Annotated in this window: 25 protein-coding genes, 1 rRNA gene and 1 riboswitch; of the genes, 19 read left to right on the top strand and 7 right to left on the bottom strand. The window is 51.4% G+C overall.

The genetic code is table 11. The features are described from left to right. Nucleotides 1-2 precede the first annotated feature (2 nt). The 4 genes from BZG83_RS08120 to hslR form a co-directional block, all read right to left on the bottom strand. Complete coding sequence (locus BZG83_RS08120; protein WP_077480052.1) at nt 3-1,853, bottom strand: AsmA family protein; 1,851 nt, start codon at nt 1,851-1,853, stop codon at nt 3-5. A 126-nt stretch (nt 1,854-1,979) separates the two neighbouring features. After that, a complete protein-coding gene (gene pckA, locus BZG83_RS08115; protein ID WP_077480051.1) occupies nt 1,980-3,608 on the bottom strand; it encodes a phosphoenolpyruvate carboxykinase (ATP) in 1,629 nt (542 codons plus the stop codon). A 329-nt stretch (nt 3,609-3,937) separates the two neighbouring features. Continuing rightward, nucleotides 3,938-4,813, bottom strand: coding sequence for an Hsp33 family molecular chaperone HslO (hslO, locus tag BZG83_RS08110; RefSeq protein ID WP_077480050.1), 876 nt, complete (start codon nt 4,811-4,813; stop codon nt 3,938-3,940). A gap of 42 nt (nt 4,814-4,855) precedes the next feature. After that, a complete protein-coding gene (gene hslR / locus BZG83_RS08105) occupies nt 4,856-5,260 on the bottom strand; it encodes a ribosome-associated heat shock protein Hsp15 (RefSeq protein ID WP_077455747.1) in 405 nt (134 codons plus the stop codon). Nucleotides 5,261-5,462: 202 nt separating this feature from the next. On the opposite strand from hslR, the gene gspC reads away from it, so the two are divergent. From gspC to cysQ, 14 genes are all read left to right on the top strand, one after another. Beyond that, nucleotides 5,463-6,425 carry a type II secretion system protein GspC gene (gene gspC, locus BZG83_RS08100; RefSeq protein ID WP_077480049.1) on the top strand — a complete coding sequence of 321 codons (963 nt, stop codon included), beginning with the start codon at nt 5,463-5,465 and terminating at the stop codon, nt 6,423-6,425. Between the two features lie 71 nt (nt 6,426-6,496). Beyond that, complete coding sequence (gene gspD / locus BZG83_RS08095) at nt 6,497-8,476, top strand: type II secretion system secretin GspD (protein ID WP_077480060.1); 1,980 nt, start codon at nt 6,497-6,499, stop codon at nt 8,474-8,476. Continuing rightward, nucleotides 8,473-9,999 (top strand): type II secretion system ATPase GspE, encoded by a 1,527-nt coding sequence (gene gspE, locus BZG83_RS08090; protein WP_077480048.1) that lies wholly within the window; start codon nt 8,473-8,475, stop codon nt 9,997-9,999. The genes gspD and gspE overlap by 4 nt, the downstream gene beginning before the upstream one ends. Then, the gene (gene gspF, locus BZG83_RS08085; protein ID WP_077480047.1) at nt 9,999-11,234 is read left to right on the top strand and encodes a type II secretion system inner membrane protein GspF; all 1,236 of its coding nucleotides are present in this window, start codon (nt 9,999-10,001) and stop codon (nt 11,232-11,234) included. The genes gspE and gspF overlap by 1 nt, the downstream gene beginning before the upstream one ends. Before the next feature lie 4 nt (nt 11,235-11,238). Beyond that, nucleotides 11,239-11,697, top strand: coding sequence for a type II secretion system major pseudopilin GspG (gspG, locus tag BZG83_RS08080; protein ID WP_077480046.1), 459 nt, complete (start codon nt 11,239-11,241; stop codon nt 11,695-11,697). A 1-nt stretch (nt 11,698) separates the two neighbouring features. Continuing rightward, on the top strand, nt 11,699-12,250 hold the full coding sequence (gene gspH / locus BZG83_RS08075; RefSeq protein WP_069591229.1) for a type II secretion system minor pseudopilin GspH: 552 nt from the start codon (nt 11,699-11,701) through the stop codon (nt 12,248-12,250). Then, nucleotides 12,250-12,615, top strand: a complete 366-nt coding sequence (gspI, locus tag BZG83_RS08070; RefSeq protein WP_069591266.1) for a type II secretion system minor pseudopilin GspI — start codon at nt 12,250-12,252, stop codon at nt 12,613-12,615. Before gspH ends, gspI begins: the two co-directional genes overlap by 1 nt. After that, nucleotides 12,599-13,237 (top strand): type II secretion system minor pseudopilin GspJ, encoded by a 639-nt coding sequence (gspJ, locus tag BZG83_RS08065; protein WP_077480045.1) that lies wholly within the window; start codon nt 12,599-12,601, stop codon nt 13,235-13,237. Before gspI ends, gspJ begins: the two co-directional genes overlap by 17 nt. After that, a complete protein-coding gene (gene gspK, locus BZG83_RS08060) occupies nt 13,234-14,238 on the top strand; it encodes a type II secretion system minor pseudopilin GspK (RefSeq protein ID WP_077480044.1) in 1,005 nt (334 codons plus the stop codon). The genes gspJ and gspK overlap by 4 nt, the downstream gene beginning before the upstream one ends. Next, nucleotides 14,207-15,472 carry a type II secretion system protein GspL gene (gspL, locus tag BZG83_RS08055; RefSeq protein WP_198536720.1) on the top strand — a complete coding sequence of 422 codons (1,266 nt, stop codon included), beginning with the start codon at nt 14,207-14,209 and terminating at the stop codon, nt 15,470-15,472. The genes gspK and gspL overlap by 32 nt, the downstream gene beginning before the upstream one ends. After that, complete coding sequence (locus BZG83_RS08050; RefSeq protein WP_077480042.1) at nt 15,469-15,963, top strand: type II secretion system protein M; 495 nt, start codon at nt 15,469-15,471, stop codon at nt 15,961-15,963. The genes gspL and BZG83_RS08050 overlap by 4 nt, the downstream gene beginning before the upstream one ends. Before the next feature lie 2 nt (nt 15,964-15,965). Next, complete coding sequence (locus BZG83_RS08045) at nt 15,966-16,712, top strand: type II secretion system protein N (protein ID WP_077480041.1); 747 nt, start codon at nt 15,966-15,968, stop codon at nt 16,710-16,712. Between the two features lie 41 nt (nt 16,713-16,753). Next, nucleotides 16,754-17,308, top strand: coding sequence for an ADP compounds hydrolase NudE (gene nudE, locus BZG83_RS08040; protein WP_069591222.1), 555 nt, complete (start codon nt 16,754-16,756; stop codon nt 17,306-17,308). 3 nt (nt 17,309-17,311) lie between these two features. Beyond that, entirely contained in the window at nt 17,312-18,124 is an 813-nt protein-coding gene (gene cysQ, locus BZG83_RS08035; protein ID WP_077480040.1) for a 3'(2'),5'-bisphosphate nucleotidase CysQ, read from the top strand. 62 nt (nt 18,125-18,186) lie between these two features. On the opposite strand, the gene sthA is transcribed toward cysQ, so the two are convergent. Continuing rightward, entirely contained in the window at nt 18,187-19,602 is a 1,416-nt protein-coding gene (sthA, locus tag BZG83_RS08030) for a Si-specific NAD(P)(+) transhydrogenase (protein ID WP_077480039.1), read from the bottom strand. 195 nt (nt 19,603-19,797) lie between these two features. Between sthA and fabR the strand changes: the two genes are divergently transcribed. Next, a complete protein-coding gene (fabR, locus tag BZG83_RS08025) occupies nt 19,798-20,433 on the top strand; it encodes an HTH-type transcriptional repressor FabR (protein WP_069586866.1) in 636 nt (211 codons plus the stop codon). A gap of 11 nt (nt 20,434-20,444) precedes the next feature. Continuing rightward, nucleotides 20,445-20,828, top strand: coding sequence for a YijD family membrane protein (locus BZG83_RS08020; protein WP_077480038.1), 384 nt, complete (start codon nt 20,445-20,447; stop codon nt 20,826-20,828). A gap of 89 nt (nt 20,829-20,917) precedes the next feature. On the opposite strand, the gene trmA is transcribed toward BZG83_RS08020, so the two are convergent. Beyond that, the gene (trmA, locus tag BZG83_RS08015; RefSeq protein ID WP_077480059.1) at nt 20,918-22,021 is read right to left on the bottom strand and encodes a tRNA (uridine(54)-C5)-methyltransferase TrmA; all 1,104 of its coding nucleotides are present in this window, start codon (nt 22,019-22,021) and stop codon (nt 20,918-20,920) included. Nucleotides 22,022-22,142: 121 nt separating this feature from the next. After that, nucleotides 22,143-22,375, top strand: a riboswitch (cobalamin riboswitch). 31 nt (nt 22,376-22,406) lie between these two features. On the opposite strand from trmA, the gene BZG83_RS08010 reads away from it, so the two are divergent. Continuing rightward, a complete protein-coding gene (locus BZG83_RS08010; protein ID WP_077480037.1) occupies nt 22,407-24,221 on the top strand; it encodes a TonB-dependent receptor domain-containing protein in 1,815 nt (604 codons plus the stop codon). An 80-nt stretch (nt 24,222-24,301) separates the two neighbouring features. Next, nucleotides 24,302-25,120, top strand: a complete 819-nt coding sequence (murI, locus tag BZG83_RS08005; protein WP_077480036.1) for a glutamate racemase — start codon at nt 24,302-24,304, stop codon at nt 25,118-25,120. On the opposite strand, the gene BZG83_RS08000 is transcribed toward murI, so the two are convergent. Continuing rightward, nucleotides 25,074-25,523, bottom strand: a complete 450-nt coding sequence (locus BZG83_RS08000) for an RNA recognition motif domain-containing protein (protein WP_077458406.1) — start codon at nt 25,521-25,523, stop codon at nt 25,074-25,076. The genes murI and BZG83_RS08000 overlap by 47 nt on opposite strands. A gap of 686 nt (nt 25,524-26,209) precedes the next feature. Here BZG83_RS08000 and BZG83_RS07995 point away from each other — a divergent pair. Then, a 16S ribosomal RNA gene (locus tag BZG83_RS07995) occupies nt 26,210-26,297 on the top strand; the annotation flags it as partial.

Here is a 26,297-nt window from a genome sequence, read left to right as displayed (position 1 = left end):
CTTTATTCGCCGACGTTAGGCTCTGTCGCTTGATAAATCGGCCAGCGAAGTGACAGGGTTTGCTCGCCGCTGAGCGTGGCGCGAATGTCACCGCGATCGGCATTGAGCGTCAGCGATGCAAAGGGTAGCGGAACTAAGCGGCTTTCCTCAGGCGGAACAGTCTCCCCTTTCAACCAGTGTGCAAGCCGAATAGACCATGGCTCGTCCACAGATGGGTCTGTTTGCGCCGCTGCGCTGTCGAGGAAAGTCACGGCTAATTGACCGTTCAACCCCACCTTAAAGCTGTGTGCGTCTCCTGCCAATCCTGACCATTGCCCCTCAATATCGTGAAAGCCATCTAGCGGCAATGGCCACTCAAACCAAGCATGGTAAATGGACAAGGGAATTTGCAAACCGTCAACGGCCAGCGACCAAGGTCGGCTTGGTGCGGCGAGATTGATCTGTCCAGATAGCGCCAGTTGGCCATCGGGAAACCCCAGTAAAAATTGGTGTAGCTGAAGCTTGCGATCATGAGCCTCAAGACGCAGGTAGGGCTCTGCGAGCCACTGCTGGTTAATACTTGCATGGTTGGCGCTGGCTGTGATGAGACCATTGACCAGCTCGCCGTCGCGGATCTCAAGAGACTGGCCATCCACATCAATACCACTGATTTTGGTGGCAAAGTCAGGGGATAAGTTGAGCCACTCGTTATGCTTTAACTGTAAACTGGTGATGCTCAGTTGGGTCGGTATACCGGGTAACAGGGCTAGAATGGGAGCAAGTTCTTGGCGAGAGAGGGTTAAACCGTTGGCTTGGAAACGGTCTATTTGCCAATTGTTCTGGGCGAATTGGCCAGACACAGCAAAAAAGCCTTCCTGCAATTGGCTGGTGAGCTGATTGACGATCACTGTGTTATCTCGCCACTCGATATCGCCCAGCGGTTGTTCCCAAGTTTGGCCTTGCCAGCGTAGATAATCGGCGTTGAATGACAATCGCATCGCCGGTTGATACCACCAAGGCGTGTCGGGTGCGAAACGAAGATTTTGTGCCGAGAAGGTTAACTGGTTCACCGACAGGGGATGCGTTTCTGCGCTGAGTTGTCTTACGTCGGCGCGGGCGACGGTTAACACGGTATCATGAGGCCAAGCCGCGAGTGCTTGCGCGAGCGTCTGGCGGGTTTGCTCGCTATCAATCACCGCATCGCTGATGGTGAGTTGCTCGAGCGCGAGGGTACCGGGTTGCCAATGGCCCTGCGCACTGATTGCAGCGCGTTGCCACTGCATCGAGGCGCCTAGAATGTTCCACCCTTGGTCGCTCGGTTTCGCATCCAGTAGTAACTGGGTTAAGGCGATACCTTGTCCGTTAAGCGAGCCTATTTCCCATTGTGCTCGTCCTTTCACTGTGCCATAGGCTTGGGCGCCTTTTTGCCAATTATCGAGTTGTGCACGGACATTGGTGGCTTGCCAGTGCCCCGTGTGTAGGGTGACATCACTTAGTAGCACTCGACCAATAGTCAGCCCTTGAGGTAATTCCTGAAATGGGTTGGCGTCCAGCGCATCAAGGTCAATATCCATACCATCAATGCGTAGCCAAGCAATGTGTGGAAAGGTGGCGGGGTCTATATAAAGTTGTAGTTTGTCCGCATGCCAATCGGTTTGGGAGGCTTGATAATCCGGTTGAATCAATGTCAGTTGCAGCGGTGAGCGCCAGTGATACCCCACTTGTGCCGCGGTGAGTTTACYGGGTAACAGAGTCTGGGAGACGGTATTAAAGACAGGTGTGCTGTATCGGGTATGCAAAAGCACCACAACCACGAAAAGCGCGGTGACAATCAGGATGATCAAGCTGGCAATCAGTTTGGCCAGGATGCGCATGGGCAAATCCTATCGGAGCGAGAAACGGTGACGATGAATGGATTAAGACTGGCGCAAAAGTGGCCTAAATTCAACTGCTAGGCAAAAAGTACGCCCCATATTGCTATGGGGCGTAAGTGGGATGATTTAGTCGAGCAGAGGCCCGGCTGAAACCAAAGCAGCCCCTTCTGGGGTGTCGGTATACTTGTCGAAATTATCGATAAAGCGTTGGGCAAGGTCCTTCGCTTTGCTTTCCCACTGGAGTGGATCGACATAGGTATCACGCGGGTCAAGGATGCCATCGTTGACCTCGTCGAGTGAGACGGGCACGGTGAGATTGAAGATAGGAATCGTCTTCGTTTCTGCTTTCTCAATCGAACCATCTAAGATAGCGTCAATAATGGCGCGGGTATCTTTAATCGAAATACGCTTGCCTGAGCCGTTCCAACCAGTATTCACTAGGTAGGCTTCTGCACCTGCCGCTTCCATACGTTTGACCAACACTTCTGCATACTTGGTTGGGTGCAAGGTCAAGAATGCGGCCCCGAAAGCAGCTGAGAAGGTAGGTGTCGGCTCGGTAATACCACGCTCAGTGCCGGCCAGTTTCGCGGTAAAGCCAGACAGGAAGTGATACTTGGTCTGCTCAGGCGTCAGTTTAGACACCGGCGGTAGCACACCAAACGCATCCGCGGAGAGGAAGATCACCTTGTTGGCATGTCCGCCTTTCGACACTGGCTTAACGATATTATTGATATGATAAATCGGGTAAGAGACTCGGGTGTTTTCGGTTTTGGAGTTATCGTCAAAGTCGATACGGCCATCACCGCGTACAGTGACATTTTCAAGCAGCGCATCGCGGCGAATGGCATTGTAAATATCGGGCTCTGCTTCTTTGGACAGCTTAATGGTTTTTGCATAGCAGCCGCCTTCAAAGTTAAACACACCATGATCGTCCCAGCCGTGTTCGTCGTCGCCAATCAGCTGACGCTTCGGATCGGTGGAGAGGGTTGTTTTACCCGTGCCAGATAGGCCGAAGAAAATCGCGACGTCGCCGTCTTTGCCCATATTTGCCGAGCAGTGCATGGACGCGATGTCTTGCAAGGGCAAGAAATAATTCATCATCGCAAACATGCCTTTTTTCATCTCGCCGCCGTACCATGTCCCGCCGATAAGCTGCATGCGCTCGGTAAGATTGAAGACCGTGAAGTTTTCCGAGTTCAAACCCTGCTCGCGCCATTTATTGTTGACGCATTTAGCACCGTTCATGACCACAAAGTCGGGCTCAAAGTCTTTTAGCTCTTCATCGGTAGGACGGATAAACATGTTTTTCACAAAGTGCGCTTGCCACGCCACTTCGGTGATCACACGGATCCGTAAACGTGTGTTAGGGTTGGCACCGCAGTAGCCATCAATCACAAACAGACGTTTGCCAGAGAGTTGCTGGGTGACTAAAGCTTTTAAATCTTTCCAAACGGCGTGATCAATCGGCTTGTTATCGTTTTTCCCTTGATCGGACCACCACACGGTATCGCGGGTGGTGTCATCACGCACAATGTATTTATCTTTTGGTGAACGGCCAGTAAAAATACCGGTATCCACCGCCACAGCGCYGAGCTCAGTCACCACGCCTTTTTCGTAGCCTTCCAGCCCAGGTTTGGTTTCTTCCTCGAACAGCTGTTCATAAGAGGGATTGCGAATGACTTCTTTGACATTTTCCAGACCATGACGGGAAAGATCGATGCCGGCGACTTCGGATTCGACGTTCAGGACAGTCATAGGTGCTCCTTGGGGTAAGATGTTGTTAACTGTCTTTATGCTAGCAACCTGAATAGTGCCATTCAGGGAGTTACTGCAAAAAATTACCGCACGCACACTAGGGCTATTTTGATTGTAGGGTACTGACCACCAGGTGACGTGACTCCCTCTATGGTAACGCTTAGTTAAACGTTTGCGCTACCCACAGAGCTCTTATTGTTTGTACAAAATTAATGCGTAAAAAAATGTGAGATGTGTCCGAGGAGACCAAGAAAAAAGCCAGCTTGATGCTGGCTTTTGAACTAAGTTGGGTTTCTTTGTTTTATGCAACTAAATATGTAGCACGTTTTTCACTGCATTTGTGACGATGAATCGGCATTCTGCTCAAAGATGGCTGCGACATCGACGCTGTCAAACGCATAATCACTGCCGCAATAATCACAGTGCAAACGAATTGTGCCCATTTCTGCAATCATTTTATCGATTTCGCTGCGCTCAATCGCGGCTATCGCTTGTGCGCTGCGCTCGCGTGAGCAGCTGCATTTAAAGCATACTGACTGAGGATCGAAAACGGTGACGCTTTCTTGGTGATATAGACGATAAAGGACGTCTTTTGCGTCAAGGCCAAATAATTCGTCATTTTTAACCGTTTCGGTCAGCTTCGCCAAATGGTCAAAGTCGTTATCGTCCCCTTTGCCATCCGGTAGCACTTGCAGCATCATTCCGGCCGCGTGGCGTTTGCCTTCAAACTCACCGGTGCGCAACCAAAGTCGCGTTTCCAGTTGCTCTGAACGCGCAAAGTAGTCTTCAAGGCAGCCTTGCAGATGATCCGAGTCTAAGCCCACAATGCCTTGATAGCGTTCGCCGTCGACTGGTTCGATGGTGATAATGAGCTGCCCCTTACCGAGCATTTCAGGTAGAGTTGCATCGGCTTTGATGTCGCCTTTCAGGCGTGCGGTACCGCGCAGTTGCTGCTGGTGGTCACCATTGATCACCGCCAGTGATACCGGACCGTCGCCTTGTAGTTGCACGGTAATCGAGCCTTCAAATTTTAAGGTGGCAGTGAGTAAGCTGGTGGCGACAAGCATCTCCCCCAATAGCGCTTGGACGGGCGCAGGGTAGTCTTGGTTTTCCAAGATGCGTTGATAGGTTTCATCGAGCTTGACCAGCTCACCACGCACAGACACATCTTTAAATAGGTAACGGTGTAGTTGATCGTTTGACATGCAATCTCTCTCCGGCTTAGGGCCTGGTTAGTGGGATCGGCCTTACTCTATGCCTTGTTTAAACTTACGAATATCTCGGCGTTGTTTCTTATCCGGCCGGCTTTCTGGGCGCGGATTGTGTGCGTGTAAGCGACGCATTTCCGTGTTGTGCTCACGCTGTTTGATACTGTCTTGGGTTTCTTGATACAGCGTCTGCGCAATCGGCGCACCCTGACGCTGCTCTGATAATTCTAATACAGTAATGGTTTTTTCTTCGTGTCCTTGCCGAAGTCGGATCTCAGCACCTACTTCAACCATTTTGCTAGGTTTGGCGCGCTGGCCATTATAATGCACCTTACCACCGTCAATCATGTTGCGTGCGATTGACCGTGTTTTGTAAAACCGTGCGGCCCATAGCCACTTGTCTAGCCTGACTGCCGTCAAGGGCGCCGATGCGTGTGTTTTCATGACTCAACTCCTGCGCAATCCGGATGGGCGACATTAGCACAAAAATTCCTTTAGAGCAGTATCACAACGTCGAGGTACAATCTGACCTAAATGTGTTGGCTTGGTTAGGATGTGGGGTTACGACAAAAATGAAAATTATCTCAATATCACATCGTGTTTTTGCTAGTATGCCCAGCTTTTCGTAATCTAATGATGGAACTTGATGGTAAAAAAAGCCATCAATGGACACTCGGTGACTCAATTTGGTTTGGAAGGGATGATGCGTAAGGCAGGACGCCAGCATGGCACGTTCACTGTGTCACCGCAGCAGGTGGCACGACTTGCGACGTGGCTAAACATTTTACTGTTCCTCGTTCTGGCATGGTTGGCTGGGCGAATGGTGTGGGCGTTTTATGCGCCTGCACCCGCACCTGTATTGTCCGTAGCAAGCCAGTCGGCGTCGTCCTCTCGCGCTGCGACGGATCCTTTTTCGTTGGCTCCTATCGTCAATGCCCAGCTGTTTGGTCGCTATCAAGCAGCCGCTCAACCCACGCAACACGCAGTAACCAATGTCCCTGAAACCCGGCTACGCCTAACTTTGGTTGGCGTGGTGGCCAGTACCGATCCTAAGCGTGCATTGGCCGTGATCGCGAACGGCGGTCGTCAAGTGACTTACRGTGTGGGTGAGCAGGTGAAAGGGACCCAAGTCAGTGTCGATCAAGTCTTATCCGATCGGGTGATATTACGCCAAGGGTCAAGACGCGAAGCGCTCCTTATGCCAGGGGTCGATGCAGATAGTACACCGCAGACCGTTTTTTCCTCCCCTACTGATGCGTCGACGCCCCCAAAGTCGATGGCGACCAAGCGGCAGACCAGCCCTGACTGGCCTGCCGACTTAGCGCAGCAGCTTAGCCAGAACCCGCAACGCTTATTTGACTTTGTGCAGCTGTCACAAGTGCGCGAAGGCGATCAAATAAAGGGCTTTCGCCTCACTCCGGGACGCAATCCAATCTTTTTTGAGCAATCCGGCTTACAGGCAGGGGATATTGCTGTCGCTATCAATGGCCTGACGTTAAGTCAGTCCGCAGCACTGCCTGATATTCTAGGACGCATTCAACAACAGGGATCGCTTGACTTGGTGATCGAGCGACAAGGACAACAACATGACATCTCGATTCAACTTTAATCCACAGCATTCGCCGTCAGCGGCAATAGGAGTGTGACGTGAAGGTCAAACAACGACTGATCCCCTATCTGATGGCCGCGAGCCTTCTCTTTTCTGGTATCCCAGCCGGTGCCGCTGAGTTTAGTGCCTCTTTTAAGGGCACAGATATTCAGGAGTTTATTGAGATCGTTGGCCGCAATCTCGAAAAAACCATCATTGTTGATCCCTCGGTTCGTGGCACCATCAATGTCCGCAGTTACGATACCCTGACTGATGAACAGTACTACCAGTTTTTCTTAAACGTACTCGAAGTGTATGGCTTTGCCGTGGTCGAGATGGAAAATGGTGTCGTTAAAGTGGTCCGCGACAAAGATGCCAAAACCTCACCGGTACCTGTGGTCGGTGAAGACGATAGTGTGGTGGGAGATGAAGTTGTCACTCGCGTAGTCGCGGTAAAAAATGTGTCGGTACGTGAGCTATCCCCTTTGTTGCGTCAGCTTATTAACAATGCGGGAGCGGGTAACGTAGTCCACTACGATCCGGCTAATGTGATCATGATTACTGGGCGTGCAGCGGTCGTGAATCGCTTGACCGATATTATCCGTCGTGTGGACCAAGCCGGTGATAAAGAGGTAGAAGTGGTGCGTTTAGATCACGCCTCTGCCGCAGAAATGGTACGGATTGTTGAAGCGTTAAACGAGCGAGATAACGCCAATAATGCCCCCGATCTCCTTAAACCACGCTTTGTCGCTGATGAGCGCTTAAACGCCGTTTTGGTCTCAGGTGAACCTAAGGTACGCGAACGAGTGAAAAAGCTGATCAGACAGCTTGATCAGGAAATGGCGACCACAGGTAATAGCCGAGTCATTTACCTGCGCTACGCCAAAGCGGAAGATGTGGTAGATGTTCTTCAAGGTGTGTCAGATAACTTACTGAAAGAAAAAGAAGAGAAGAGTAAACCGGGTGCCCAAAAGCAAGCGGTACAAATTTCTTCGCACCAAGGCACCAACTCGTTGGTGATCACTGCGCCGCCCGATATCCTCAAAACCTTGGAAAGTGTGATCTCTCAGCTGGATATTCGTCGTGCGCAAGTACTGATTGAAGCACTAATCGTAGAGATGTCAGAGTCTGATGGCGCCAATTTAGGCATCCAGTGGGGCTCGCTTGAAAATGGTGGCATTCAGTTCACCAATACAGGAGTTGGTGTATCGAGTTATCTCGGTGGATTAGAGGCGACCAAAGACAGGACACGTACCGAAACGCGGATCATTGACGGTGAAGAAAAAACTGTTGAAATCAAAGAGTCAGGTGATTACTCCGCGCTCAATGAAGTTTTAGGTGGATTAAATGGTATTGCCGCCGGGGTCATTATGGGAGATTGGACCGCGTTGGTGACTGCGGTGGCCTCGAATAACGAATCCAATATCCTTTCTTCACCTAACCTGATGGTGCTGGATAATCAAGAAGCGTCGTTTATTGTCGGTGAGGAAGTCCCTGTGATTACCGGTTCACGGACCGGTTCGAATAACGATAACCCGTTCCAAACCGTCGAGCGTAAAGATGTGGGTATCAAGCTAAAAGTTACCCCACAAATCAATGAAGGTTCTGCGGTGCTCTTGGATATTGAGCAAGAGGTGTCGAATGTCTTGGGGGCCAGTGGCGCCGTGGATGTGCGCTTTGGTAAACGCCAATTAAACACGTCAGTGATGGTGGGCGATCAGCAAATGATTGTGCTCAGCGGTTTGATTGATGAGCGTACTGTAGAAAGTGAGTCCAAAGTACCGTTATTGGGAGATATTCCGGTGTTGGGTCATCTGTTCAAATCCACTTCTACGGGGACAGAAAAGAAAAACCTGATGCTGTTTATCAAGCCCACCATTATTCGTACCGGCTTAACCGCAGATGGTGTGACACAGCGTAAGTATAACTACATCCGTGCCGAACAACTGCTGCGCGCACAAGATGGGGTCAAATTGATGCCAGATGCGCAAAAGCCTGTATTACCTGATTATAAGAGTGATGCGGTGATGCCGGCCGAAGTACGTGCATTACAAGCGGAGCTAGCAGGATGACGGATCGAACGGTCGCACTCGCGAACGAGCCAGAGAGTAAATGGCAGTTACCGTTTGGTTTTGCGCGTCGTCATGGGGTTCTAATTCAGTCCGATGCGTCGCAGGCACGGCTATTGTGTTTGCCGTCGGTGGCTCCTGAGACCTTGGTGGAAGTGCAACGGTTATGGGGTGCGCGCTTAGTGCCAGAAACCGTGGATGAGGCCTATTTTGAGCAGCAATTGACGGTGCTCTATCAGCGAGACAGTGCGGATGCGCAGCAGCTGATGGCTGACATTGGCGCCGATGCAGACAGTGATGATTTCTTCTCATTGGCTGAAGAGTTGCCGCAGAGCGAGGATTTGCTTGAGTCCGAGGACGATGCCCCTATCATCAAGCTGATTAATGCCATGCTGGGTGAAGCGATCAAGGAAAGTGCCTCGGATATCCATATCGAAACCTTTGAGCATGCATTGTCGATCCGTTTTCGTGTCGATGGGGTGCTGCGCGAAGTCTTATCGCCGAGCCGCAAGTTAGCCCCTTTGTTGGTATCACGTGTCAAAGTGATGGCCAAACTCGATATTGCCGAAAAGCGCGTGCCACAAGATGGACGCATCTCGGTCCGCATCGGCGGTCGCGCCGTCGATGTACGGGTATCGACTATGCCGTCCTCTCACGGTGAGCGTGTGGTGATGCGTTTGCTCGATAAAAACGCGGTACAACTCGACTTGGCTCAGTTGGGGATGGTGCCTGAATTGCACGAGAACTTCCGTCATCTTATTCATAAACCGCATGGGATCTTACTTGTCACGGGTCCAACGGGGTCGGGGAAATCGACCACGCTGTATGCGGGCTTACAAACCATTAACAGTGAAGATCGCAATATTCTCACCGTAGAAGATCCGATCGAATTTGATCTTCCCGGTATCGGGCAGACCCAAGTTAATCCTAAGGTCGATATGACCTTTGCGCGAGGGTTGCGTGCCATGCTGCGTCAAGATCCTGACGTGGTTATGGTGGGGGAAATCCGCGACTTAGAAACTGCTCAAATCGCGGTGCAAGCATCTCTCACTGGTCACTTGGTGATGTCGACTTTACACACCAATACCGCCATTGGTGCGGTAACACGTTTGCGCGATATGGGCATCGAGCCCTTTTTGCTTTCCTCCTCCTTGCTTGGCGTGCTAGCACAGCGCTTGGTTCGCACCCTTTGCAGCGATTGCCGTATCCCTTATCAAGCCGATGCTAGCCAGCAGCAATTGTTTGTGGATGTGGGGTTGGCTCAGCCTGGCGATAACGTCACCTTGTATAAAGCGGGGGGCTGTTCGCGTTGTCACCACAAAGGTTACAAGGGCCGAACGGGGATTCATGAACTACTGACGGTCGACGAGAAGGTGCAAGCACTGATTCATCACGATGCGGGTGAGCACGCCATTGAACAAACGGTGCGCGCACAGAGTCCGAGTATCCGCTACGACGGACTGGCCAAAGTGCTACAAGGAAAAACCACGCTTGAAGAAGTGATGCGAGTCACCAAGGAGACCTGATGGCGGCGTTTGATTACCAAGCTTTAGATACGCGAGGGCGTAAACGCAAAGGTGTGATTGAAGCGGATACGCCTCGACAGGCCCGGCAGCAGCTCCGTGACAAAGGGCTGACGCCATTGGTGGTCAATGCGACCACACGTAAGCGTAGCCAGCAAAAGGCCGAGACGTCGCGGCCTTTATTTTCATCTCGCAACCGCGGTATTAGCACCCAAGAGCTGTCATTGATCACGCGTCAATTGGCGACCTTGATTGAGGCTGCGATGCCACTGGAAGAGTGTTTACGGGCGGTGGCGGAGCAAGCCGAGAAGCCGCGTATTGGCAGTATGATGACCAGTGTGCGCGCGCGGGTGATGGAAGGCCATACCCTTGCTGATGCGCTCGCCGATTATCCGCAAGTGTTTGATGAACTGTACCGTGCCATGATTGCGGCGGGCGAAAAAGCCGGTCATTTGGGCACGGTGCTGGAGCGATTGGCGGACTATGTGGAAAATCGTCAGCGCATTCAATCAACCCTACTACAAGCGATGCTTTATCCCGCCATTTTGACGTTTTTCTCTGTGGTGATTGTCGCCTTTTTGTTGGCGACCGTGGTGCCTGACATCGTCGGCCAGTTTGTTCAAACCGGCCAATCCTTACCCGCATCGACACAGTTTCTCCTCAACGCCAGTGATTTTATTACTCAATGGGGAATTTGGGTCGTGGGTGGCCTTGTCTTACTCAGTGCGGGAATACGTACATTGCTGAAGGACAAGCAACGGCGACTGGCATGGGACAAACAAAAGTTGTCGTTACCGGTCTTGGGGCGTGTTGCACGTGGCCTCAACACATCGCGCTTTGCACGTACTCTCGCGATTTGTACCGCCAGTGCGATCCCGCTTTTGGATGGCATGAAGGTCGCCGCACAGGTGATTACCAACCAGTATGTGCGTACCCGAGTGCTCGAGGCTGCGGATAAGGTGCGAGAAGGTGCCAGCTTGCGAGTGGCACTGGATCAATCTGGGCTTTTTCCGCCCATGATGTTGCATATGATTGCCAGCGGTGAACGCAGTGGGGAACTTGAACCCATGCTCACACGGGCGGCCGATAACCAAGATAAAGATTTTGAGGCGCAGGTGAACGTGGCATTAGGTGTGTTTGGGCCGCTGATGATCGTGCTCATGGCAGGTCTGGTGCTCTTTATTGTCGTCGCCACTTTGATGCCAATTATTGCCATGAATAACATGGTGGGGTTGTGATTTTATGATAATAAACAAGGAGAACAAGATGCGTCGTCAACAAGGTTTTACGCTTCTCGAGGTGATGGTCGTGGTGGTCATCATTGGTTTGCTAGCCAGCTTTGTCGCCCCGAACTTATTGGGCAACAAAGATAAAGCGGCAGTGAAAAAGGCGATCGCAGATGTTAGCGCGCTCGAAAATGCGCTGGATATGTACAAACTGGACAACAACCAGTACCCCACCACTGACCAAGGACTTGATGCACTTGTGACCAAGCCACAAAGTGAGCCCGTGCCACGGAACTATCCGGCACAAGGTTATATCAAGCGYTTGCCTAAAGACCCTTGGAACAATGACTATCGCTATGTGAGCCCAGGTGAGCATGGTGTGATTGATGTGTTCTCGCTAGGCGCGGATGGGCAAGAAGGCGGTGAAGGGATCAATCAAGATATTGGTAACTGGAACCTGAACGAGCTGCAATAACATGCGTCAGGCGGCGGGCTTCACGTTACTCGAAATCCTGTTGGTGGTGGTGATTATTGCTGTCAGCGCTTCAGGCGTGGTGATGGTGTGGCCCGAGCCTGTTGATACCCGGACCGAGCAAGCCGGCCAAGCTTTGTATCAACGCATTAAGTTGTGGGCAGAGCAAAGTTGGCTGGAAGGACAGACTTACGGGGTGCGGATCAACAACCATGATTATCAGCTGCTGAAGTTAGGCGAAGAAAACTGGCAAACGGTGAGCAGTGATCGTTGGGCAACCCAAGGAACCTTGCCTGAACAAAGCCGCTTTGCGTTGAGTATGGATGGCTTTGGTTGGCAGCAGCAGGATCGGTTATTTGAAGACAAACCGCTGTTCGAAAACATGTTTGAAGAAGACGGAGAAACCGCCGTGGCGCCCCCTCAGATTTGGCTATTACCGAATGGCGAAATCACTCCCTTTACGCTCACCATCGAAACCGACGGTCGTGCCATGTGGCAATTAAAGGCCAATGAATTGGCGCAATTTCGCTGGCAGCGTGCCGAGGAGGATGGATGATGCCTAAGACCCAACATGGGATGACGCTACTGGAGGTGCTGGTTGCAGTGGCCATTTTTGCGGTAGCCGCGCTCAGTGTGATGAAAGCTACTGGGCAGCATACCCGCTCACTAAGTCGCCTTGAGCAAAAAACCTTGGCGGCGATGGTGGCTGACAATCAGTTGGCTGAGGTAGTGCTGAGCGGCAAGGTGCCCGACAAAGCCACCCAAGGCACCACGGAGATGGCGGGGCAGCGCTGGCAGTGGCAGTTGACGCCGATTGCGACTAACACGGGACCACTGCGAGCGGTGGATCTCGCCGTTGCAGCGGCAGAATCGACAGACAATCCACTGGTAACCGTGAGGACCTATGTCGCCACGCGCTGAAAAGGGGTTTACCTTACTCGAAGTGTTGCTGGCGCTGGTGGTCTTCGCCAGTATTAGCCTGACTGCGTATCAAGTACTACAGACGGTGCAGCGCAGTGACGAGCAATCGCGCCAAGTGGGAGAAACGCTGCAACAATTACAGCGTGCACTGGTGATCATGGACAGTGATTTTCGCCAAATGGCCGCGCGACGCCAGCGTATGGATGGCCAAGCCCCTAGTGAGCAATTACTGACCGCAGGTAAAGAGGTACTGGGCGGAGATGCTATGGGCGTGCGCTTTACCCGTACCGGTTGGATTAACCCCCAATATCGTTTTCCGCGTAGCGAAGTGGTGGCGGTGGGGTATCGCCAACGAGATGGTAAGTTGGAGCGGTTACGTTGGCGCTATCCGGATCAAGCGGCAGGTGAACAACCGGCGGTGATGACATTGCTGGACGATATTGATGATCTCACCTTCCGCTTTAACGTGAAGGGGACTTGGCAGAGCAGCTTTGATACCCCTCACGCACTGCCCGATGCCATTCAATTGCGTTTTACCCATCCTCGCTATGGCCAGCTAGTACGGACGTATTTATTGGCTGGGCAAACGCTGCCTGCGGCGCTACAGCGGGAGGCAGAATGAGTCGTCAACGTGGTACAGCGTTATTGATCGTGATGTTGATTATGGCGTTAATGACAGCGATAGCTGGTAGCATGGCATCGCGGTTATTCACCAATTACAACCGCGCTGAAAATCAGCTTCATTTTCAGCAAGCCTATTGGTACGGCATGGCCGTCGAAGGGCTTGCCGCAGCGGTGCTGCGAGACAGTTTATCTGGCAGTGAAACGGTGAATTTAAGTCAAAGTTGGGCCGAGAAAGAGCGCAGCTTTCCGCTAGAAGGTGGCACAGTAAGTGGTCACTTACGAGATGCACAAGCCTGCTTTAATTTGAATAGTTTGCAGCTGCGTGGCGCGACCCTAGGCAGTGCGGTGCCCTATGAAGTGACGGTACTCAGAGCCTTGGTCGGCARTGGGGTCGATGATGAGTACCAAGCGGATGTGATTGCCCAATCTACGCGAGACTTTGTCGATGAAAACAATCAACTGGACCAGTCGCTCGGGGCCGAAGATGCCCACTATGAGAGTTTACGTCCTCCCTATGTGACGGCCGATGCCGTGTTGGCCGATCGTAGTGAGTGGCGTGCGGTCAAAGGAGTCAATGCGCAGGTCTTTCAGCGTTTATCCGCTCAGGTTTGTGCGATCCCCAGTGCGGAGCTGAAAATCAATGTCAATACACTGACGGATAAGCAGGCGCCTTTGCTGGCGGCGCTGTTTACCCCTGCACTGTCGATAGAACAAGCCAAACAGGTGATCGCCCAGCGCCCTGATGCTGGGTGGAAAAATGTCGACGCCTTTATGGCGGTGTTAAACCTGAGTGAATTCGATGACAAAGCCCGTGAGCAAGTGATCCCACATCTCACGGTGACCAGCGAGTTTTTTTTATTACAGGCCGATGTGACCGTGGCGTCTGCCCAACGTCACATTCAGGCGTTATTGCACTATCAAGACGATGGCACCACAACTGTGGTGCGTCGTCGCTTTGGAGGAATGCGTGAGCGAGCGACTGATAATAAGGATCAGTGATGCCAGCCAGCCGATCTTTTGGGCCCAGGTGCGTGTGAGTGACAATCAGGTCACCGCGACCGGTGAATGCGATCATCTGTCAGCCTTGACGGAGCAAGCGCAAACGCGGCGTGTGGTGATCTTAGTGGATAGCACTTGGGTGACCCTCAGGTCGGTGACCTTGCCGCCCGGCTCTCGGCGTCAGCGCGATAAAGTGGTGCCTTACTTACTTGAAGAGGCATTGGCCGATGATGTGGACAGGGTACACGTCAGTATTTTGAGTGTCGCGGGCAGTCTTGCCCACGTAGCGGTCGTGGCCCACGACAAAATGCAAGCCTGGCAGCAAGCGCTAACGGATGCAGATATCCATGCGCGGCAATGGTTACCCGATGTGCTGTGTTTGCCGTGGCAGACAAACCATTTGACGGTAGCGCCACTGGGTGAGCAATGGCTGTGTCGGCATCATGACAGTCAAGGTGTGGTGGGATCGCGTGACTGGCTTCGTTTTTGGGCGCACGCGTGGCGAAACCAACAACAAAAGGCGCTGGAACAAGATCCGGTGGACGCAGATAACGAGGACAAAGCCCCATCACTCACCTTGCATGGATATTGTCCGTCCCATCTTGACCTTGATTGGCCAGTCAGTGGACTGAATGAGGCAGAGGCTAAGTGGCATCCCTGTGATACCGTGATAGGGCTGTTGGCGACACAAAGTCATGCTCTGTCTGCGAACTTGCTAACCGGACCTTATCGGCCACAAAGCCAGACTAAGCAAACGCTCAAACCTTTATTGCCTGCCGCCTGTTTAGTGTTAGCCATTAGCGCCTTATTGGGCGTTGAACAATGGCTGACGATTCGTGATACCCAGCAGCAGGCTCAAGCGCTACGCGCACAGAGCGAGTCTGTTTTTCGCCAAACGTTGCCACAGTACCAGCGCATCCCGACGCAATCGTACATGGTTCGACAGATGGATGCGGAAATTGCGCGTCTTGAAGGACAGCAACACAATGCTGCGCTTTTGCCTTGGTTAGCGAAATTAGCGCCGATGCTAGAAAAAACGCCCGGTATTCACCTGCAAGCGTTACGTTATCAAGCAGCACGTGAAGTCTTAGTGATCCGAGCCTCCGGCAGCGATTTTGCCCAGTTTGAGCGACTGCGCGGCTTGCTAAGCGAACACTATACGACTGAGCTTGGGCAGCTCAACCGTAATGGTGACAGCGTAAGTGGTGAGTTTACCTTGAGGAGCGAATCATGATGAGTCAGTTAAAAGCACGCTGGCAATCGCTCAGTGAACGTGAGCAGCGTTTATTGATGGTGGCTGCACTGGTGATGCTGCTCAGTGTCTTGTACTGGGGGATCATTGCGCCGATTCAAGCCGAGGCGAACAATGCCCGAGYAGCGCTCACGAGTGAGAGACGTTTGCTGAGTGATGTACAGCAAAAGCATCAGCAAATTGTTCAGTTGCGCGCACAGTCAGGTGCAAGCAGTCGCGCACCAACCAGCAGTAATCAGCCATTAAACCAAGTGGTGGCGGCCAGCGCAGGGGAGTTTAGTGTCACCATTACCCGCTTGCAGCCCGGTGAGGCGAGTGTCCAATTGGGTGTCGAGCCTTTGCCATTTAACCAACTTTTGCGTTGGCTCGACCAACTCGCTCGTTTACATGGCATTCAGGTCGTGCGTCTTGATACGGAAATGACAGATAACGCTGGGGTTGTGAAGGTTAATCGCCTGCAATTAGAACGATAGTCATGAAGAAAAAAATAGTCTTGGGCTTAGCTTGTACGCTGGTTTTTGTACTCAGCGCCGTGATCCACGCACCCGCATCACTATTGCGTCTGGCCCCCTTACCGCCTGAACTTAACGTGGGCGCGATTGAGGGGACAGTGTGGAAAGGACGCATTGCGCAAATACGCTGGCAAGATTACACCGTCGGGCCACTTCGCTGGGATATTAAGGTGCACCGTTTATTCACCGCGGCAACGTTAGAAGCGAATATTCGTCTTCGCAGCCCAGATGGGGTGAAAGGGAAAGCAACCGTGGGCTTTGATGGTCATGCTGTTTCTTTATCCCGTGCGCTGGTGTCAGCACCGGCCGATTTGCTTGCCAGTTCGGTGGCACTCCCTGCCAATATGGCGATTGAAGGCCATGTGGATCTGGTATTACGCGATCTGGCCTTTACCGAGGCGGGCTGTCAGCGACTCGATGGTCAGCTGCAGTGGCAGCAAGCCGCATTACGCTTACCAATGGGGCGTTTAGCGGACATCCCAGCCAGTGCCACACTCCGTTGTGAGCAGCAAGGTATTCTCGCCGAAGGCCAAGGCGCGTCTTCCTCGCTGAGTAATAAGTTTTCATTGTCAATCACACCGTCGGGGCGATACTCTGTTTCGGGATGGCTCAAGCCGGAAGCCGCGTTCCCACCGCCAATGAAAGAGCCACTTGCTTGGCTGGGTGCGCCGGATCAACAAGGGCGCTATCGCTTTTCTTTTCGAGGCTAATCAAGCCTGTTAGGCTTATCAGTAAAGGGTGCAAATAGGATATGACGCAGCGAAAACCTCCCCAGATCCTGTCTAAGCAAGTGGTTGCCGCTTCTCGTTTATTTAAGGTGGAATCGCTCGACCTCCAGTTTAGTAACGGCGTAAATCGTACCTATGAACGCATGAAGCCTTCGGGCCGCAATGCGGTCATGATGGTGCCGCTGACCGAACAGGGGGATTTGTTGCTGGTGCGGGAATATGCAGCCGGCACGGAGCGATATGAGCTAGGCTTTCCAAAAGGGTTAATCGATAAAGGGGAAGTGCCAGAGCAGGCAGCGGTGCGTGAATTGAAAGAAGAAATAGGTTTGGGCGCCCGCGAGCTTATTCCACTCAAAGAGGTCGTATTGGCTCCGTCGTATTTCTCAAGCCGTATGACACTGATGTTGGCACGTGATTTGTATCCTGAAACCTTGGAAGGGGATGAACCCGAACCACTTGAGGTGATCCGTTGGCCATTAGCTCAAGCGGAGGAGTTGCTGACCCACGGCGATTTCTGTGAAGCGCGCAGTATCACCGCACTAATGATGGCGCTGAAGTACTTACAATCTGAGAGGTGAGGCATGCCATTGCCTGAGTTGTTGCCCGATGTGATTGAAATTACCCGTGCAGCGGGACAAGTGATTCTCGATATTTACCAAGACGGTGATTTCGAGGAAATGACCAAAAGCGATGAAACCCCCGTCACCAGCGCGGATCTTGCCGCACATAAAATGATCAGCGAGAAACTGACGGCATTAACCCCGGATATTCCGGTGTTATCGGAAGAAGATTGTGGTGTGCCGCTTAGTGATCGCCAGCAATGGCAACGTTACTGGTTGATTGACCCACTGGATGGTACCCAAGAGTTTATTGCGGGAAGTGGCGATTTTGCCACCATTATTGCGCTGGTGGAAAATAACCATCCGGTGATGGGAGTGGTCTATGCCCCGGTCTCGGGTGTGACTTATTATGCGTGCCAAGAAAAAGGGGCGTGGAAAATCACCCCCGATGGCGAAATGCATCGCATCTCGACAATGAAGCGAGAAGAGGCCATTACCTCGCTCTCTATTGCCATTAGCCGTCGTCAAGATATTCATGCCGTGACAGAAAAACTCGCCCCTGAGATCAACTATGATTTGGTGCCACTAGGGTCCGCAGCATTGAAAGCGTGTTTGGTCGCTGAAGGCGCGGTAGATTGCTATTTGCGTCTAGGTCCGACAGGGGAGTGGGATACGGCAGCCACCCAATGCATTGTCGAACAAGCAGGGGGGCGGATTTTAAGTACCGAGTTGGACCCCTTGTCATATAACGAGCGTGACTCGTTACAAAACCCCAATTTTATTGTTCTGGGTGATGAATCGCTCGCTTGGTCTTCGATATTGCGTGCATCGTAACAGTCGCGCGAAACGGCACCCTCGGGTGCCGTTTTTTGGTAAGAGACAGCGATTAGTACCGCTTAGAACAAGCGATTTAAGCCGTTGAGTGCAGCAACGCGGTACGCTTCGGCCATGGTCGGGTAGTTAAAGGTGGTATTGACGAAATAGTCGATGGTATTACCGGCGCCTTTTTGCTCAAAAATCGCTTGGCCAATGTGAATGATCTCTGAGGCACGCTCACCAAAGCAGTGGATCCCCAAAATCTCAYGGGTATCGCGATGAAAGAGGATCTTTAAACTGCCAACATCCATCCCGGCAATTTGGGCGCGAGCGAGATGTTTAAATTGCGAGCGGCCGACTTCATACGGGACTTTCTCTGCCGTGAGCTCTTGCTCCGTTTTCCCCACAGAACTGATTTCTGGGATGGTATAAATCCCGGTGGGAATATGTTCAATGAGGCGTGCATTGGCATTGCCTTGGCTAATTGCTTCTGCGACGACCCGTCCCTGATCATAGGCCGCGCTGGCCAAACTTGGATAGCCAATCACATCCCCAACCGCATAAATATGGTCAACCTCGGTCGAGTAATTGTCGTCGACGCTCAGCTGGCCGCGAGAGTCGGGCGTCAGTCCCACCGCACCAAGATTCAACGTATCTGTGTTACCGGTGCGACCGTTAGCATAGAGCAGGCAGTCGGCTTTCATTTTTTTACCTGAGGCAAGATGGACAATGACGCCATCATCTGTGCCCTCAATGCGCTCATAGGTTTCATCATTGCGGATCAGGACTCCGCTATTCCAAAAATGGTATGACAGGGCATCGGAAATTTCGTTATCCAAGAATGAAAGCAAGCGATCACGGGTATTGATTAAGTCGACTTTAACGCCAAGCCCACGAAAAATAGATGCATATTCGCTGCCAATCACGCCTGCGCCATAAATAATCACGTGGCGCGGATCATGCTTGAGTGACAGAATTGAATCACTGTCGTAAATACGTGCGTGGCTAAAATCGACATCGGCTGGTTGATAAGGGCGTGAGCCAGTCGCAATCACAAAATGATCGGCGGTGTAATGTTCTTTGCTGCCGTCAGGGTGGCGAACGGCTAAAGTATGTGCGTCAACAAATTCCGCCATACCATGGAGCAGCGTGCACTGATTGCGATCGTAAAAACCCTGACGAAGGCGCGTTTGTTTGCCAATCACGGAATCGGCATGGCTTAGGATTTGAGAGAAGGTACTGTGAATACTTTTGGTGTTCTGGGTGTAGATCGGACTTTGATTAAATTCAATAATCCGGCTAACGGTGTGACGCAGTGCTTTGGAAGGAATGGTGCCCCAATGGGTACAGCCACCACCGACAGTGCTTTCGCGTTCTATCACGGCCACGCGCTTGCCCGCCTTGGTTAGCCCCATTGCCGCGCCTTCGCCGCCTGGGCCACTCCCTATTACGATCGCATCAAAATGGTCAACAGGGCGAGGATTCGACTTGCTCATAGGATTCAAACCTTATTTTCATTATTGCAACATCCATTTATGACCAGTTTAACGCTTATTGGCAGTAAGGTTAACTTTCCTGCATGATCTGGATGTGAGCAGGGGAAAGGCAAGGCGCTGTTCAAGAGGGTGTTTGGCTGATTTAGGACGTAAAAATGCGTATAGTGGCGCCATGATGACTGCAGGTTGAGTGTGATGGGTATTCGAGCAGAACAAAAAGAAAAGACGCGTCGCTCATTGATTGATGCGGCCTTTAGCCAATTAAGTGCAGAGCGAAGCTTCTCGAGTTTGAGTTTGCGAGAAGTCGCGCGAGAAGCAGGCATTGCGCCAACCTCATTTTATCGCCACTTTAAAGACATGGATGAGTTGGGATTAACCATGGTCGATGAAGGGGGGCTCCTGCTTCGTCAGCTGATGCGTCAAGCCCGTCAGCGTATTGCCGCTGAAGGCAGCGTGGTGCGTACCTCGGTCGAAACCTTTATGGAATTTGTTGAAAGCAGCCCCAACGTTTTTCGCTTGCTGCTTCGCGAACGTTCTGGCACCTCAGCGGCGTTCCGTGCGGCTGTAGCACGAGAAATTCAGCACTTTGTCGCAGAATTGACCGAGTATTTGCAGTCTCGCACGCAGCTCACCTATGAAGAAGCGTACAATCAGGCTGAAGCCTGCGTGATCTTGGTATTCAACTCCGGCGCGGAAGCGTTAGATCTTGATACACATTCACGGGCAGAATTGGCCGAGCGAATGGTGATACAATTGCGCATGATAGCCAAGGGAGCTTACTGGTATCGTAAAGATCGTGAGCGGCGGGCATTACAGAAAAAGCTGTCATAACAGGTGAAAACATGGAACATGAGCAAGTTAAATCTGAGCGTAAATTCTTAGTACTGTCATTGATCACAGGTATTTGTGGCAGTGCCACTCTCGCTACGCTTTTTATCGGTGGTGTGGCGTTTTCTATCTTTCCCATTCTAGCGTTTGTGTTGGCGGTACATGCTTGCTACCAATTGCATGAGCGCCAACCCCTCACTGAAGGTACGCCGCTGATCGCGTTTGCGTGTTTCTTAGTGGGTGCGTTTGGGTACTCTGCGTTTATGCGTATGCAAATGCCAGAATTGGGCGGTAACTTCTTCTCGATTTTGGTTGCTATGGTACTGGCGTTTTGGGTGGGTCATAAGCTGGGCTTTTTCAGCCGCAAAGCAAAAAACGATACTGCCTCTGACGTATAAGCCCCGCGCGGCGAATCGCACACTAACGAGTGAATAAAAAAGGCGTCGAAAGACGCCTTTTTACGTTGTAACGAACTCGCTTCCTGTGACTATTTACGCTCCAACCACACACCCGCTTCGGTATGGTGGGTGAACGGGAATTGGTCGAACAGCGCACAGCGACTAATGCGGTGTGTTTGGCTGAGGCGTTCTAGGTTCTCGACCAAAGTCTCAGGGTTACAGGAGATATATAAAATCCGATCGTAACCTTGCACCATTTTGCAGGTTTCATCATCCATGCCCGCACGAGGGGGATCGACAAAGATGGTATTGCACTGATAGTCACTTAGCGTCACCCCTTGGTCTTTTAAGCGGCGGAATTCGCGCTCGCCATTGATCGCTTGAGTGAACTCTTCGGCAGACATACGAATAATCTGCACATTGTCGATGTGATTCGCGGCAATATTGTATTGCGCCGATTGTACCGAGGGTTTCGCCAGCTCGGTGGCGAGGACGCGGCGAAAGTTTTTCGCTAATGCCAGTGAGAAGTTGCCATTCCCACAATACAGCTCCAGCAAATCACCTTGGCTATCGCGGGTGCAATCAATGGCCCATTCCAGCATTTTCTCCGCCACGGGCCCGTTTGGTTGGGTAAAGCTGTTTTCAATTTGCTGGTAGATCAATGTCTGACCATCGGCATTGAGTTTTTCCAAAACGTAGTCGCGGTCTAGCACTTTCTTTTGCTTGCGCGCACGGCCAATCAGGTTGAGGTTAAAGCCCTCATCGTTCAAACGTTGTTTAAGCGCTTGCGCGGCCTCGTCCCACTCTTCGTCTAGCTGGCGGTGATACAGCAAAGACACCAAGATCTCACCGCTTAAAGTGGAGAGAAAATCAACTTGGAAGAGCTTACGTCGCAACGCGTCGTTAGGCTTGATGGCATCCATCAATAGCGGCATGAGGTCATTGATCAAACGGCTTGCGGCAGGAAAGGTATCGACCCGATATTTCTGCTTGGTCGCAGGATCAAACATGATGTAATACAGGTCGTCGCCTTCATGCCATACTCGAAACTCTGCGCGCATCCGATAGTGGGTTTCCGGTGAGCGAAAGATCTCTAGCTCAGGCGCATGAAACGGCGCGAGTTGGGTAGTGAGTCGTTGGACTTTCTCAGCAAGCTGTGTGTCGTAGTCAACGGCGGTGTGAGCCTTGGTCATGATGGCTGCCTCAGCGATTGGAAAATGAGCGCAGATTTTAGACAAATCCCCAGCCATGTCCACCCTTGCTCACGATTCTCCTTTATTCGATAGGGGTATCAATGGACAATATCCATCTAGACGGCTACTATCCGTGGGCGGGTACGTGATCAGCAAGTATAAGCCTGTTGGTCACTGGAATGCGGTGAGAATCCGCAACTGACGCGCAGCGGTGTAAGAGAACGACCCTAACTCGGCGCTAGGCCAGACACTGTCGCCAATACTGTTTAACAGTATGCGATGGGAAGTCGTTAGCAGTAGGCGGCGAAAGCCACGCTCTTAAGTCCGAACACAGCCCGCCCCGCAGCACAATGCTGCATATTCTCGCGATAGAAAGGAATAACCAATGAACAAACAGATTGTGGCGAGCCTAGTGGCGGCGTCATTACTCCCTGTGAGCGCGTGGGCCGAGCAAAACACCGAAACGGTGGTGGTGACGGCAAGTCGGTTTGAACAGTCCGATGCCTCAGTGTTGCAATCAGCAACCATTTTGACACGTCAAGACATTGCACGCTTGCAGGCGCGAAGCCTTGTCGATGTATTGCGTACGGTGCCGAGCATTGAGATTGCGCAAAGTGGGGGCCGTGGACAAATTGCCTCTATTTTTATGCGCGGCACGGAATCAGACCACTCTTTAGTCTTGATTGATGGCATGCGTATGGCGTCATCCATCAAAGGCTCGGTGGATTTTAATCAGATCCCAGTAAACAGTATCGAGCGTATTGAGATTATTCGCGGCGCACGCGCCACACTTTATGGGTCGAGCGCGATTGGTGGGGTGATCAATATCATCACCAAAAGCAATAGAGAGCGAGCCAATGTCTCAGCGACCGTAGGCAGTTTGGATCATCATGCTGTTAGTGGCGCATGGGCAACAAAATTAGGCGATAACGGTCACTTCTCTGGTATTGCTGGGTATGAGTCGAATGATGGATATAATGTTCATCCAACGGCGAGCAACCGGGGAGATCAGCATGGTTTTACCGGCCGCAATGCGCAGCTTGGCTACAGTCATCGCTGGAATACATCTTGGTCGGCCGATGTGACGGGGCGCTGGTACCAGAATGAGTACGATTACGATAATTTTGGTAGCTTAAAACATGGTTGGTTAGAAAGCCAAGCACTGGCCAGCACGCTGAACTATCGCTCTGATACTTGGAGTGCAACACTCAGCGCAGAAATCTCCCAACAAGAAAACTTTGACTACAGCCCTGGCAGTGACCGTAAAAACAATAAAACTTCAGATGTTGAGCAAATCTCTACCTCGTTGGGACTCCAGTATCAAGCCACGGAGGATTGGCTGCTTGGTGGTGGTGTGGATTATCGTCAAGATACCTTTAATGAAGGAAGCTTGATTACCAACCCCGATGATATTGCAATCAACCCGCGCGATAACCTGGGCACTTACCTTTTAACGCAATTTAGCCCAGTAGAAGCACTATCTATTGAGGCAAGCGCACGCTCGGATGATAACGAACAATACGGACAGCATACGACGTGGCAGACGAGTGCGGGTCTTGCGATAGCGGAAGGGTATCAATTGGTCGCTAGCTACGGTACTGCTTTTAAGGCACCAAGTCTGACTGAGCTTTACGGATGGGGCGGTAATGCAACGCTCAAGCCGGAGGAGTCATCCAACACCGAGCTTGCTCTTCGTGGCGTGACCGCTGACGTTGATTGGTCACTCACCGGCTATATCAATCGCATTGATAATCTCATTCAGTATGCAGGTAGTTACCCCAACGGTCAGAACCAAAACGTGGGCAAAGCTAAGATCGAAGGCGTTGAGTTTATTGCCAATTTTGATGTGCACGCTTTAAATAACCGTATATCGTTAGAATATAAAGATCCTAAAAATGAACAAACAGGTGAGCAGCTTGCTCGTCGCGCTAAACGGATAGCGAAATGGGATGCATCCTACCAATGGGAGCGACTGCAGCTCGGTACTCAGTGGCAGTATCAAAGTGAACGTCTGGATTATGCCGGTGGAGAGATGTTGGGAAGCTATAGCCTGTGGGCGGTCACTGCATCCTATCAGGCGACCGATAATCTGACCGTAAAAGGTAAAGTCGATAATGTATTTGATAAAGACTACGAAACCGCGGGTGGTTATCCGTCAGCTGAACGCGGCTATTTTATGACGTTAGACTATCAGTACTAGTGCCTGTTTCACGGCGAAACTAGCTTTAATCACGCCTTTATCGTTATGATAAGGGCGTTTTTTTATTGAGTGGCTGGATCATGGCGCAACCCCATATTCTGATCTTTGACTCCGGTGTCGGAGGCTTATCTGTCTACCAAGCGATCAAGGCAAGCTTGCCGAGCGCTCAATATACCTATTTGTTCGACAATGCCGCTTTCCCCTATGGCGAATTAGAAGACCAACGCCTAGTGCATCGCGTGCTCACTCTGATCAAAGCGACCTGTGAGCGCCATGCAGTCGATATCATCGTCATTGCGTGTAATACAGCCTCGACACTTGTGCTGCCGACACTGCGCGACGCACTCTCTATACCGGTTGTTGGCGTGGTACCAGCGATCAAGCCAGCGGCGGCTTTGAGTCAACACAAAGCTATCGGTCTGCTCGCGACCCCAGCCACCGTCAGCCGGCCTTATACGGCACAACTGATCGCAGATTTCGCCAAAGATTGCCGAATTGTCTCGGTAGGGACAACAGCATTAGTACATATGGCAGAGCGTAAACTGCGAGGGGAGGCGGTGAATCAGCAAGACCTTAGCGCCATACTTGCACCGTTTGATTCGCACATCGATGTCTTGGTGCTAGGCTGTACCCACTTTCCACTCTTACATGATGAAATACAGGCGGCGATGGGTAAACAGGTCCAGGTGGTTGACTCCGGCAGTGCCATTGCACGTCGTGTTGCCTCATTGGTCACGCCGCAAGCATCTATCACTAGCGATAACAGTGATGGCAATCGCGCATACGCGACGGCGACGCCTATAAAAGCCGCCGCCTTGTCTGATTATATCCGCTCGATTGGATTAGAGCGCGTTAGCTATGCTCCCGCTTTTTTGGATCGTTCGCTTCACGCACTTTAAGTGTTCGCTCGCCGTAAACATTGTTGTTTAGGGCATCGATAGCATCATCTGCATGCGCAGCCGCCATCACAACAAAACCAAAGCCACGACGTTTACCGGTACGCTTGTCCTTCATTAACCGTACCGCAAATACTTCTCCATGCTCGCCAAACAGGGACTTCACATCATTTTCATTGGCGCGATAGGGCAGGTTGCCGACATAAATCGTCTTACTCTGAGGGGGCTCTTCCTCTTTTGTTGCAACGGTCACTGTAGCTTGGGGAGCATATAAGCAGGCAATACCACTGATAACTGCACCTGCAGCGAAAGCCAAAGCGGGAGAAACCGTACTCATTAGGTTGACCACAATGGCACCGAGGATGGCGATGGTGATAATCAATACAAAAGCAATTGGTGATTTCATAAGCGTCATAAGCGTTAATACAAGTAATAAAGTGATGGTACGCAAGACAATTTGGCAGCGGCGTACCCTTAAATGGTTCTTAGAAAATCAACCAGCGTTACTTCTTGGTAAAAGGCGCGTAGCTATAATGTTTCAAATCGCTGGTTATTCATCATTTTAGGTGGATTATTGTCCACTCGAAATAAAAAACGCGAAAAACCCTTGTCAGTGTGATCCGGGTCGCTATAATGCGCCTCCATCGACACGGCACACAGGGCAAGGGCTCAGCGGCCATGTCGGGGCAAAAAATCAAATAAAAATAAACGCTTGACGTCAGTTTTTAAATGATTAAGATAGCCCACCTACTTAACGCAGACAACGCGTTAGGGGAGTCAAAAAGAGGTTTTGTTTTCGCCGGTTGGCATCAACAAAAAGATAAAATTTCTTCTTGACTTCGTCGGCAAGGCGAGTAATATACGCAGCCCTGACCGAGCGAAGCAACGCTTCGCAAGTCAACGCTCTTTAACAATTTGACCTATGCAATCTGTGTGGGCACTCGTTGAGAATAGACAAAAAGATTTATTCGATGAACTGAGTGACCAAACGACAACTTTTACAGTTGTTCGGCACAGTCAATTCGTTTTTCTCTTCGGAGAGAAACAGTAATCAGTATTCATTGAGCTGAAACTTCGGTTTCGAAAAAACTTTAATTGAAGAGTTTGATCATGGCTCAGATTGAACGCTGGCGGCAGGCCTAACACATGCAAGTCGAGCGGAAACGGCAGTATTGAAGCT

This window comes from Salinivibrio sp. PR919 (genome assembly GCF_001995355.1).
In the GTDB taxonomy this organism is placed as follows: Bacteria; Pseudomonadota; Gammaproteobacteria; order Enterobacterales; family Vibrionaceae; genus Salinivibrio; species Salinivibrio proteolyticus.
This window is presented reverse-complemented; position numbering and strand designations above follow the sequence as displayed.